Origin of the sequence: Massilia solisilvae, from assembly GCF_024753215.1 — a bacterium.
GTDB classification, from domain to species: Bacteria; Pseudomonadota; Gammaproteobacteria; order Burkholderiales; family Burkholderiaceae_D; genus Telluria; species Telluria solisilvae.
On the sequence record NZ_JANUGV010000002.1, the window covers coordinates 744,511 to 756,868 of the forward strand.

10 protein-coding genes are annotated in these 12,358 nt (G+C 66.4%); all 10 read right to left on the bottom strand.

Annotation, left to right across the window (positions count from 1 at the left end; all coding sequences use genetic code 11):
- Positions 1–2 precede the first annotated feature (2 nt).
- On the bottom strand, positions 3–2,378 hold the full coding sequence (locus NX773_RS11505; protein ID WP_258856462.1) for an efflux RND transporter permease subunit: 2,376 nt from the start codon (positions 2,376–2,378) through the stop codon (positions 3–5).
- Positions 2,379–2,408: 30 nt separating this feature from the next.
- Complete coding sequence (locus NX773_RS11510; protein WP_258856463.1) at positions 2,409–3,458, bottom strand: WD40/YVTN/BNR-like repeat-containing protein; 1,050 nt, start codon at positions 3,456–3,458, stop codon at positions 2,409–2,411.
- Positions 3,459–3,698: 240 nt separating this feature from the next.
- Positions 3,699–5,030: a M20 family metallopeptidase gene (locus NX773_RS11515; protein ID WP_258856464.1), complete on the bottom strand. Its 1,332-nt coding sequence runs from the start codon at positions 5,028–5,030 to the stop codon at positions 3,699–3,701.
- Positions 5,031–5,057: 27 nt separating this feature from the next.
- Positions 5,058–6,071 (bottom strand): ring-hydroxylating dioxygenase ferredoxin reductase family protein, encoded by a 1,014-nt coding sequence (locus NX773_RS11520; protein WP_258856465.1) that lies wholly within the window; start codon positions 6,069–6,071, stop codon positions 5,058–5,060.
- A 23-nt stretch (positions 6,072–6,094) separates the two neighbouring features.
- A complete protein-coding gene (locus NX773_RS11525; RefSeq protein ID WP_258856466.1) occupies positions 6,095–7,492 on the bottom strand; it encodes an amidase in 1,398 nt (465 codons plus the stop codon).
- Between the two features lie 95 nt (positions 7,493–7,587).
- Positions 7,588–8,928 carry a Rieske 2Fe-2S domain-containing protein gene (locus NX773_RS11530; protein ID WP_258856467.1) on the bottom strand — a complete coding sequence of 447 codons (1,341 nt, stop codon included), beginning with the start codon at positions 8,926–8,928 and terminating at the stop codon, positions 7,588–7,590.
- Positions 8,929–9,174: 246 nt separating this feature from the next.
- A complete protein-coding gene (locus NX773_RS11535; RefSeq protein WP_258856468.1) occupies positions 9,175–9,918 on the bottom strand; it encodes an SDR family NAD(P)-dependent oxidoreductase in 744 nt (247 codons plus the stop codon).
- Positions 9,915–10,445, bottom strand: coding sequence for a bacteriohemerythrin (locus tag NX773_RS11540; protein ID WP_258856469.1), 531 nt, complete (start codon positions 10,443–10,445; stop codon positions 9,915–9,917). The genes NX773_RS11535 and NX773_RS11540 overlap by 4 nt, the downstream gene beginning before the upstream one ends.
- Positions 10,446–10,475: 30 nt before the next feature.
- Entirely contained in the window at positions 10,476–11,006 is a 531-nt protein-coding gene (locus tag NX773_RS11545) for a cupin domain-containing protein (protein ID WP_258856470.1), read from the bottom strand.
- Between the two features lie 29 nt (positions 11,007–11,035).
- Positions 11,036–12,151 carry an alcohol dehydrogenase catalytic domain-containing protein gene (locus NX773_RS11550; RefSeq protein WP_258856471.1) on the bottom strand — a complete coding sequence of 372 codons (1,116 nt, stop codon included), beginning with the start codon at positions 12,149–12,151 and terminating at the stop codon, positions 11,036–11,038.
- Positions 12,152–12,358 lie beyond the last annotated feature (207 nt).

A 12,358-nucleotide genomic window follows, 5' to 3' on the forward strand; every position in this document is an offset into this window, starting at 1 on the left:
ACTCAAGCAACCTGTGGCTGCGCTGCCTTCGCATCGACTGGCTTTCCCGGGTCGCCGAAGATGAACTTCGGGCGCGTCACGTAGATCAGCGAAGGCATCACGAACAGTGCCGACATGGCCGACACCGACAGCCAGATGGCCATCAACAGTCCCATCTCCGCCTGGAAGCGCAGCGACGAGACCCACCACAGGAGCGTGCTCAGGATCAGTACGCTCGCGGTGACGATCACGCCCATGCCGGCCGAATGCAGGGCCTGGCTGATGGCGCGCTCGGGCGTACTGCCGATGGCGATTTCTTCCTTGACGCGGTCGGCGATGTAGAACGCGTAGTCCACGCCCAGGCCGATGCCCAGCGCGGCCACCGGCACGGTATTGATGTTCATGCCGATGCCTTTCCACACCATGAAGGCGAAGGTCAGCATGTTGGAAATGATGACCGGCACCATGAACAGCATCCCGGCGATCGTCGAGCGGTACACGATGGTGCACAGCACCGCCAGCACCAGCAGCGCCAGCGCGATCGCCTCGATCTGGCTGGACAGGATGATTTCGTTGATGGCCGCCATGACGCCCACCGCGCCGCCGGCCAGCTGCCAGTGGCCTTCCTTGAGCGGGTTGGCGGCGATGAACTCCTTGATGCGCGCCACCGCGGTGCGAATGGTTTCGCCCTGGCGGTCGCGGAACATCAGGGTGACCGCGCCGTTGGCCGATGCCTTGTCCACAAAGCGGTCCATGTCGCCCGGCTCGGAGACCGATTCGAGCATCGCCATCAGGCTGCCGTTGACGGCCGCGTTGTCCGACATCTCGAGGTAGTGTGGATTGCCCTCGTGCAGGCTGGCATTGATCTGCGGGATCACGTCGGCGATCGAGACCGAGCCGCCGATCTCGGGCTGCACTTCCATGAAGCGCTGGAAGCGGTCCATCGACTGCAGCACTTCGTTGCTCTTGACCACGCCGGCCTTGCCGTCCTCGCCGATCACCACGAACATGCGGTCCACGCCTTCAAAGCGCGAGTTGATGGCCTTGGAATCCTGGTTGTACTTCGCGTGCGGCCACAGGATCGGCGAACCCGGATTGGCGTCGCCGATCTTCAGGTTCAGCGCATAGATGCCGGCGCCGACCACCACCAGCAGGCTCACGCCCAGCACCGCATAGCGAGCGCGCGACAGGGTGATGCCAACCGCGAAGTCCAGCACCTTGCGCAGGACCGGCTGCAGGTTCAGCGGGTGCGCAAAGCCGCGCGGCTTGCGAATCCACGACAGCAGCACCGGCGTCAGGATGACGGCGCTGACCGTCAGGGTGGACACCCACACCACCGACAGCACGGTCAGTTTTTGCAGCATCGGGATCGGGCTGAGCGCGACCACGGCCATGCAGGCGGCGTCGGCGATCACGCCCAGCATGCCGGGGCGGAACAGGTCGGCCAGCGCGACCCGCGCCGCAATGCGCGACAGCTCCGGCCCATCGACCGTGGCCTGGGTTTCCAGCTCGTCGTCGAAGCGGTTGACGATCTGCACCGAGTGCGACACGGCGCGCGAAGTGATGAGCATGGCCACCACGATCACCAGCGGCTCGAAATTGATGGCCAGGATCTGGCAAATGCCCAGCGCCCAGATCGCGCTCACCAGACCGGCCAGCAGGGGCAGCAGCACGCCGCGCCAGGTGCGCAGCAGCACGAACAGCATGGCCAGCGTCACGCCCAGCGCGTAGAACACCAGGTGCAGGGTCTCGGGCAGGTAGTGGTTCACCCAGCCGAACAGGATCGGGTCACCGACCACGCGGATCTTGACCGAGCGGTCATCGACCTTGGCGATCAGCGCATTGATCTCCTTGAAGACGGTGGCGTAGTCCACCTTCTGGTCGATGAAGTCGACCGTGATCAGGGTGGCCTGCAGGTCCTTGGAGACATAGGGGCCGTACACCAGCGGATTGCGCAGCACCGCCGCTTTCAGCTCGGCCATCTGGTCGGCGGTCTGGGGCACGTCCGGCCACATTACCGGCACGCTCTCGATGCCGCTGGTGGAAGCGTGCACTTCCTTGAGCTTTTTCGAGGCCAGCGAGGTGATCTGGAACTGGTTGACGGCCGACACTTCGCGCAGGCCCAGGGTCAGGTCGCGCACCTTGCCCAGCACTGACTGCTGGAAGATGTCGCCCTTGTCCACCTCGAGCATGATGGTGACGATGTTCGAGCCGCCGAAGGTGTCCTTGAATTTCTCGTGGGTCTTCACGTACTCGTGTTTGGAGGGCAGCATGTCCTCGAACACGGTGCGGACCTGGATATGCAGGGCGAACCAGCTCAGGACCAGGGTACAGGCCAGCAGCAGGCCGACGACCAGCTTGCGTCTCTCGACGCAGAAATGCGCGATGCGTTCAATCATGGGAACAATCTCGAAAAATGGTGCGGGGATTCAATTCGATGCCAGCGGGGTCCACTGGCGGCCGTCCCAGCTGCCCAGGTCGGCGCCGGCCAGCCAGTAGCCGCGGCCGGCGGCCAGCACGCGGGTGTGCCAGGACAGCGCGTGCTCGCCCAGCACGCCGGCCTTCCATTGCAGGCCGTCGGCGCCGCTCGTGCCGCTGACCCAGCGGCCCATGGCGCCGGTGGCGAACCATTCGTTGCGGTCGGCATTCCAGGCCACGTCGAGCAGGTGTTCGTGCGCCGGCACTTTGACGCTGGTCCAGCTGCGGCCGCCGTCGCCGGTGGTCAGCACGACGCCCTCGAGCCCGACGGCAACGCCGTTGGCGGTATCGCGAAAGGCCAACCCCATCAGCGAGCTTTGCACCGGCGGCTGTTCCTTTTCCCAGCTCTTGCCGCCGTCGCTGCTGCGCAGGATCTTGCCGAACTCGCCCACCACCACCAGCACGCCGCCGTCGAGGATGGCCACATCGTTCCAGGCCACGTCTTCTTCCTCGCGCAGGCGCTGCCAGGTCTTGCCGTAGTCCTGGGAGCGCAGCAGCGCCCCCATCTCGCCCACCGCCACCGCCACGCCGTTGGCGCCGGCGCGTACCCGGTTGAGCTTGTTGGCCACCTGCGAGCGCGGCACGTTGTCGACCTGGCGCCAGTGCTTGCCGCCGTCTTCGGTGACCAGGATGACGTTGTCGTTGCCGACCGCCACTGCGTGCGCGCCGTCGAATGCGGCAATGTCCTGCAGCGACAGGCTGCCCGGCGTGGCAGCGCGTGCGACCTTGCGGTCCGCGCCGATGGCCAGGATCTTGCCGTTGGAGGCGGCGGCCAGCAGCGCGCCGTCCGCTGCGTGCGCGATGCCGTACACGCGGTCGCGCCGTTCCAGCGCCGGCGGTGTGACGCTGCCGCCCACGGCCTTGGGTTTGATAAACAGGCCGGCATAGAGCAGGCCGGCGATGATCATCCATGGCAGCGCCGACACAACCAGATTGGCCAGGCGTGCTGCTGCGCCCGTCCGGGCCGGGTTCTCCACGCGAAGACTGGAGGACTTGTTCATAAGGCGATCCACAAAGTTGACGTGCAAAAAGGAACTTCCAGAAAATTCATTGTCTCGACCCCGCTCCTGCGCGACTATCCAACCACTGCGTGCTTATCCTTTGCCTGCAACATTCATGGCGGTTCGGCATGCACGATCCGGATAAGGCGCAGCGCAAAAAAAAGACGACGTGTCCGGGTCGTGCCCGCAGACGTCGTCAAACCCAGAAACAGTCTTCAGGGAGGGAGCAGGGCGCCGGCGTTACAAGCCCAGCTCGCTGCGTGGCCGTGTCAGCGTATCCACCAGCGCGTACAGGATTTTTTTGGCACAGGGGATCAGCTCGGGAATGTAGGTCGCGCCCATGCCGCCCAGGCCCTCGGCCACCGGCAGCGGTGCGCCTTGCGCCGGCCACGGCCAGCCCACGCGTGCGGTCGGCACACCCCAGCGGCGCAGCGCGGCGCCGTCGGTCTGGCCGCCCAGCCAGTCGGGCGTGCCGTGCGGCCGGCCCTCGATGTGTTCCCAGCCGCGCTTGCAGGACTGGATGATCCAGTTCTGAGGGTCGGTGGTGCCGCCGGGGACCGAGCCGTACATCTCCCAGTCCATGTCCAGCTCGGGACGGCGCGCCTTGAGTTCGGCCACGAAGGCGGCGAATTGCGCCTTCACCTCGGCCGGCGACGTGCGCGGGTTGACGCGCACGTCGAAGAACAGTTCGGTCAGGAAGGACGGGAAGGCAGGGCGCTCCGGATCGCCGCCGCGCACGCCGGCAATCCAGCCATGCGGCTTGACCACGCCCGAGGTGTTGTTCTCGGCATAGTCGATGATCCACTTTTCCAGTTCCGGGATGACGGTGGCGGTGGCGCCGACCGAGCTGCGGAACCCCGGCGTGTCGTGCGGCACGCCCGCGTAGCCCAGGGTGCCGTACACGCGCAGCTTGAACCAGGCCATGCCCGGCTCTTCGTGGTACACCCAGTTCCATGGCTTCATGATGATCGCAAAGTCGGGGTACATGCCGCGGTTGAGCAGGTGCAGCACGCCGCCGGACATGCCGGCGTGCTGGCGCGCGCCGATGTCCACCGGCATGCCGCCGTCGGCCAGGCCCATCAGCAGGTCGCCGCGCAGCGGCACCTGCGCTTCGATGAGCGCGGTGGCCACTTCGGTCAGCGTCGCGATCATGCCCTTGGGGTTGCTCGCGCCCAAGCCGAACACCCAGTCCTCGACCTGCGCCGCGCGCGGCTGCATGTCGGCCTCGGTGGCCGGGCCGGTCAGCAGTTCGCGTTCGGCGGGCGTGCAGTCCAGGTGCGTGTCGATCGGCGCATACAGCATCACCGAGGCGCCGCCGCCGCTGCCGCGGTACTGGGCCTTGACGTTGCCGCTGATGTCGGTCAGCGGCTGGTAGCTGGCGTCAAAGCCCACCTTGCCCAGGTGCGCGGCCATGAACTCGCTGGCTGCGCGCGTGGCCCCGGTCGGGCTGTGGATGTTGGTCAGCTCGAACAGCAGTTGCTGCAGGCGCTTGGGGTCGATCCGCGCGCAGGCGGCTTGATACCATTGCTGCTGTTCGGCGGAGAGCGGGGCGGGGGTGGTAGCGGGAAGCATGGGTGGTTCCTTGTGTGCCATCGGCTCTTAATTGCTTGGCGTGAATTGTTCGCTGAAGATGTTGCCCGGATTGGCGCCGAGCTCGATCAGGCGGCGGGTGGCGGCGTCGATCATCACTTGCGGCCCGCACAGGTAGGCCACGGTGTCGGGATGCACGTCGCCTTCGCGCAGGGCACTGACCGGATTGCCGTGATGCATGCCTTCCTGCGCATCGCGGTCGACGCAGATGCGCGTGTCGAGCGTCGGCAGCCATTGCTTGCGCAGTTCGATCTCTTCCAGGCTGAACAGGGCGTCCGGCGTGGCGCAGCCAAAGCTGAGCAGCATCGGCGGCTTGCGCCCGCCGTACTGGCGCAGCGTGTCGATCATCGACAGGATCGGCGCCAGGCCCGTGCCGCCGGCCACGAAGATGTGCGGTGCGCGCTTGTGTTCTTCGCGCAGGAAGAACGAGCCGTAGGGGCCGCGCAGCTTGAGCACCTGGTCCGGCTCGGCCACCTTGGACAGGAAGTTGGACATCGCGCCGTCGGGCAGGATGCGGATCAGGAACTCCATCTTCGGCAAATCGGTTGCCACGCTCGACGGCGAGTAGCTGCGCAGCACGCCCAGACCCGGCACTTCGATCTGCATGAACTGGCCGGGACGGAAGTCCATCCATTCGCCCTCGGCCAGTTCGACCGTCAGGCGCACGACATTGCTGGCGATCTGCTCGACCGAATCGATGAAGGCATGGACATCGTGCGCGACGATGGCGCCCGCTTCGCTGCTGTAGGCCAGCTCGAAGCTGCAATCGGAGCCGGCTTCGCACACGCACAACAGGCGCGTGCCGGCCGCCACTTCGCTGGCCAGCAGGGTGGAGCTGGCGCCGGCGCGGGTGTGGGCGTCGCCGCAGGCCAGCGTGGCGGTGCAGGTCGAGCAGCTGCCCGACTGGCACTGGTACAGGACGGGAATCTCGGCGGCGATGGCGGCGTCAAGGATGAGCTCGCCGGGCGCGACCTCAAAACTGCGGCTGACGCCATCGGCGTAGTTGAGGGTGATTTGGTGCATGTTCTTGCTCATGGTGGTGATATTCAGATGCCGGGCGGATGCTGCTTGTGCCAGTCGCTGACGCGCTGCACGGCCATGCCGGCGCGGCACAGGAGCGCTTCCGAGCCCTTCTTGCCGATGAATTGCGCGCCCAGGGGCAGGCCCGCCTGCGTGAAGCCGCAAGGCAGGCTCAGGCAGGGATGGCCGCTGACGTTGAACGGCGAGGTGAACTGGATCAGGCGGCGATTCGCTTCCGGGTCCAGCGCCAGGCCGGCCAGTTGTTCGTAGGTGGGCGCCGCATACGGCTGCACCGGTGCCAGCACCAGGTCGACCTGGTCGAGCAGGGCATCGACTTCGCCGGTGAAGCGTTGCGCGTCCAGCAGGATGCGCTGGTATTCCAGGCCGGTCAGTTCGAGCCCGCCATCGATCAGGCGGCTCAGCGCAGGGCCGTATTCGGCCGCGCGGGCCGGGTAGGTGGCTGCGTGCGCCACCGCGGTCTGCACGCCGCAGTGTTTTTCCCAACTGGTGCTCACGGCACGGGTATCGGGCATGCGCACGCTGTGCAGCACGCCGCCGCCTTCTTCGATGAAGGCCATGATTTGCTGCAGGCCGCGCTGGATGGCCGGGTCGACGCCGTCGCTGAGCCAGCTTTCGTCGACGCCCACGCGCAGGCCCACCAGGCTGTCGTCAATGCCGGATGCCGCGGGCGCGGCGCCAGGCAGCGAGGTGGGGTCTTTCGGATCGTGGCCGGCAACGACGGACAGCAGCGCGAGCGCGTCCCTGGCGCTGCGCGCCATCGTGCCGACGTGGTCGAGGCTGGCGGCCAGCTCGAACGCGCCGTGGCGGCTGACGCGGCCCCAGGTGGGCTTGATGCCCGTCAGGTTGTTGGCCGCGCTGGGGAAACGGATCGAGCCGCCGGTATCGGTGCCCAGCGCGCCGTAGCACAGGCCGGCTGCGGTGGCCACGCCGCTGCCGCTGGACGAGGCGCCGGCCCAGTGTTCGGCGCCCCATGGATTGGCGGGCGCCGGCAAGTCGGGATGGTGGATGGCAAACGCGCCTTCGGTCATGCGCAGCTTGCCGAGGATGATCGCGCCCGCATCCTTCAGGCGCTGGACCACGGTCGCATCTTGCGGCGCCATGTAGTCGCGGTAGATCGTGGTGCCGGCGGTGGTCGGCATGTCCTTTGTCCAGAACAGGTCCTTGACGCCGACCGGCACGCCGTGCAGCGGGCCGCGCCATTGGCCGCGCGCGAGTTCCGCTTCGGCCTGGCGCGCCTGCGCGAGCGCCTGCTCGGCCGCGACCCAGGCATAGCTGTTGAGCGAACCGTCGAGCTGCCCGATGCGCGCCAGTTGCGCCTGCGTGACTTCAACGGGCGAGATCTCGCCACTGCGCATGAGCTGCGACAGCTCGGACATCTCGAGGTAGTGCAATTGGTTTTCCATGTTCACTCCATGCCGCGCAAGAAGCCGGCCAGGGGCCGGCCGCGTTGCAGGGCAGCGAAAAAGGCCGCGCGCGGCGGCGCGGCCTTGTCTGTTGCTTACTCTTCGTCCGGGATCTTCGGAACTTTGTAGCCAGGACGCATGCCGTCGGCCGTGTCCTTGAAGCGCAGGCTGGTGGTCTTGAGCGCACCGGCCACGCCGCGGCCCGGTTTGGCAATGCCGCGGTTCCAGCGCGATGCCACCTTGCGCCAGGTGATCGGCGACACGTCGGTGGCCACCAGTTGCTCGTCATCCCAGCCGGTGCCGTCGGCGTAGAAGTTCTGCATCGCTTCGCGGGCGTACAGGTCGCAGTCGTTGAAGCCGTGCAGTGCCAGCGGCTTGTACACGCGGTCGAAGCGGTACTGGTATTTCTTGCGGTCCGCTTCGGTCGGGCAGATGCGCACCAGCACTTCCCAGTACTCGTGGGTGTCGTCGGTAATCGGCACGTACCACTCGTACTGCACCACATGCTCTTCCGGCCAGTTCTCGACCATCAGCACGCCCGGCAGCACCACCGAGGTACGGTACGGACGGCCCTTGGTGTTCTCGATCTTCAGGCCCAGTTGCTTGTTCTCCAGCACCGGCGCCCATTTCTCGGTGAACAGCCACTGCACCAGGCCTTTCGGACCTTTCTCGTCCTCGACGGTGGCGATGCAGTCGTCGGCGGTCGGCAGGATGCCCAGCGGCAGCACCCAGTCCATCGCGTGCACGATCGTGTTGTCCTTGTGGACCAGGATGTGGGCGTTGTCGAAGCCGTTCTCGCAGGCGATGCGCCAGTTGCCAAAGCCGGTGCGGTGCATGCCCAGGGCCACGGCGTTTTCGTCCAGCACGCTCGGCGCGGCCGGCCACAGCGGGTGCGGGAAGCGCTCGCTGTTTTCCGGGAAGCGCACCGGCAGGTCCTCGGACAGCGGCGGCACGTCGGCGTCAGGGAAATCGTCTTCGCGCACGAACACGAAGATCATGCCGGCCACTTCCTGCACCGGGTAGGTGGTGATGCCGGTGGTGCCGACCAGCTTGTCGTTCGGGTTGGCCACGATGGTCGACAGCAGGCCCGAGTCCAGGTCGAAGGTGAAGCCGTGGTACCAGCACGAGATGGTTTGCTTGTCGAAGCACATCGGCTTCTCCGACAGGCGCACGCCGCGGTGCAGACACTGGTCTTTCAGCGCATAGACTTTGCCGTCCACGCGGCGCAGCACGATGGGGATGCCGCAGATCTGGATGCCCTCGACGTGGTCTTCCGGCAGCTCGTTGCTGAACAGCGCCGGATACCAGTGATTGATGAAGCCCCAGGCCGCATCCTTGTACGGCTGGTATTGGCTCTGCACTTTGCTGCTGTTGGTACGCTCTTCACTGATGCCGTTCTTGACGACGCGGCGACGCACTACGGGTTGATCTGCCATGATTGCCTCCAATCTCCTACGTATGGGAAAGATGCTTCGCACGATGCAAAGCAAGCGATCTCATGGTACGTAGCGGCAATAGCGCTGGCGCTCCCGTTGGCGAACCCTCTATCCCATCAATGCATAAAAACATTGGCGGTGTTTTCTCGCATTGGCGCGAGCGGCAAAGCGCACCAATGACAAAGGGCTGGCCTGTTTGCACAGGGCAGCCCTCGGAGCGGGTTTGATGCGGTGTTCGCTGTGTGCTCAGGCGGTCATGCCGCCATCGACCGACAGCATGGCGCCGGTCACATAGGCCGATCCTGGCGAGAGCAGGTACAACACGGCCTCGGCCACTTCGTGCGGCTGGCCGATGCGGCGCATGGGAATCATGTCGTCGAGCAGGTGCACGTCGCCGCCCGTCGAGCGCATGTAGTTCGGTGTTTCGGTGGCGCCCGGGCACACCGCGTTGATGCGGATGTTACGGTCCGCATATTCCTTGGCGACTGCCTTGGTGAGCCCGACCACCGCATGCTTGGCCGCCACATAATGGGCGATGCCGTTCATGCCGCGCAGGCCGAAGATCGACGCGTTGTTGACGATCGCGCCGCCGCCGGCGCGCAGCATCGCCTCGACCTGGTACTTGACGCCGTAATAGACGCCCTTGAAGTTCAGGTCGATGACCCATTCCGATTCTTCCACCGGGGTCTGGTCGATCGGCTTGAAGTCGGCGTGGCCGCCCGCGTTGTTGAATGCGAAATCGAGACGGCCAAAGCGCGATTCGACGAACCGGACCAGCGCTTCGTTGTCTTCGCGGCGCGAAGCATCCATCACGAACGTCTCGGCCTTGCCGCCGGCCTTGACGATCTCGTCGCGCACCGCGGCAAGCTTGTCTTCGGTGCGGCCGGCCAGCACCACGGTTGCGCCTTGCGCGGCCAGGGCGATGGCCGCTGCACGCCCCATGCCCGAGCCGCCGCCTGTGACCAGGCCTACTTTGTCTTGCATCGTCATGCTGCACTCCTTTGCTCAGGCTGAACCGATTCGTGCTCGACAAACCGCGCGATGTGGCGCCTGAGGATGACGGGCGCGCCGCCGTGGCGTTGCTTGCTGACCCAGGCCGACAAAGCGGAGTCGAGATAGGTCGCGTGCTTGGGAAACCAGTCCGCGAGTGCGGCGGCAAGGCGCCGCACGTCGCGCAGGCCAACCTGGCCGGCCTTGGCCAGCTGGTTCACCTGCAGCACCGTGTCGAGCACCTTCTGGTGTTCGTCGAGATGGCAATCCATCGACGGATACCCGGTCCGCTCCATCAACTCGCGCTCGGTATCGAAGTGCGCAAGCAGGTGATCCTCGACCGCCTGCAGGCAGCCGAGGGCCGTGACGGCATTGCATCCTGCGAGCGCCTTGACGACCTGCACGAATTGCTCGTGCGCGTCGTCCATCGGGCCAAGGCCGAGCAGCAGGGCGTCGCTCCACTCGAGCTTTTCGGCAGCGTTTTCGTCAAAGCCTTCCTGGCGGCCGTGTGCGTGGCGGTGGGACATGGGCGGACTCCGGGCTGAAAAGGTGAGGGGCTAGCGCGCCGCGATGAGCACGGACAGCATCACCGCCGGCGTTTCGGTCCGGTTGCGCCACGCATGGCGCGTGCCGTTCTGGATCACGATGTCGCCCGCCTTCAGGTGACGCAGCTCGCCATCGTCCAGCTCGAGCCACAGCTCGCCGGACAGGATCACGTCGTAGTCGACCGTCGGGGTGCGGTGGAAACCGGACCCGTCGGTGTCGAAGGTTTCGGCCAGGCCCGGCAGGTACTGTGCGTATTCCGCGCCGGCGGCAGCGCCGTCAAAGCCCGGCGTGGCCATCACGCTGTCGGGCGGGAACTGGACCACGATCACGCGCGTGCCATGCGGCGCCGGCATCACCGATTCGATGCCCACCACCGGATCGCGGCCGTCGAACGGCAGGGTGGGCTCGGCCCCGGTCGTGGCCCAGGCCAGCGTGGTTTGAAAGCCCGGGACCGCGGCATAGTCGTGGGTATTGGCCACCGGGCCGTCGGACACGACCACCGATTTGCCGTTGCGCTCGCCCGTTACGATACGTCTTACCATGTTCAGACTCCTTGTTGTTGGATGTGCGCTTACTGCACGATCACGACGTTGACAAAACCGCCCTTGCGCTGTTCCGCGTCGGCCAGGGCTTCGTTGGCTTGCTCGAGCGTGTAGCGGTGATGGTCGAACACGTTCAGGTCGAGCGTGCCGGCAGCGGCCATGTAGGCCAGGTCCTGGCCTTCGCCCACCGAGAACCACAGCGAACCGAGGACGCTGATCTGCGAGCACATCAGCTCGTGCAGGTTCAGCGGCAGCGGGTCGTTCATTGCACCCACCTCGACCAGGCGGCCGCCGCGGCGCAGCGCGCCGATGCAGTCGAGCGTGACCTGGTGCGGCGCGCCCGGGCCGATCGCGTCCAGCACTGCGTCCACGCCCACGCCACCGGTCTCGCTGCGCACCCAGTCGCCCAGGTTGCCGGAGCCGTGCGAGAAGACGCGGATACGCTCGGGATCGAGCGCGCGCACGCGTTCGAGCAGGTCGGCATTGCGCGCCACGCAGAAGATCTTGACCGCGCCCATCGCGCGCGCGATCTGCACCGCGCCCAGGCCCAGGGTGCCGCTGGCGCCGCTGATCAGCACGGTCTTGCCGGCCGCCACACCTGCCTTGCGCAAGCCGGAATAGGCGGTGCCCAGGTAGCCGAAGCGGGCCGCTTGCTCGAAGCTGACCGCAGGCGGCAGCTTGACCAGGCCGTCCGCCGGGGCGGTGGCGTACTGGCCAAAGCCGCCGTACGGGTACTGCTTGTAGATGTCCTTGGAGCGCGGCCCGAAGCCGAAGTAGCCCTGGAAGGTGTATGCGACGCAGTTGGTCGGCTCGCCCATGCGGCAGGCGTGGCACGAGCCGCAGGAACGGCCCGGGTTGATGTACACGCGGTCGCCCGGTGCGATGCCGGTGACGGCGGCGCCGACTTCGGCCACCACCCCGGCGGTATCCAGGCCGTAGATCGCGGGCAGGTCCGGCACGGTGAGGTAGGAACGCTCGCCGTAGTTGCTCATCACATTGCGCAGGTTCGGCACCACGCCGGATGCCTTGACCTGGACCAGGACGTCGGTGGGACGCAGCAGCGTGGGCAGCGGCAGCGTATCGAGCTGGAAGCGGCCGCCAGGCTCGTGGATGCGCATTGCCTTCATCGTGTTCAGGGCGTTCATGTCTGTCTCCTTGGTGTGATCGTCGGTTCGCGGTCCACGGCGTGGCCGGCGAACGGCTGTGTTGAACGTCGATCCTAGGGCACAGGGAACCCGGCTCACACTCCCGTGCGCGAAGCGCTTATCCCGGCAATGCAGGAAACGCTGCGGTGCTTGGCACGACGGGGATAGCCGCTGGCGCGACGCGCGGCGGCCGGGAGGGCATCAGGG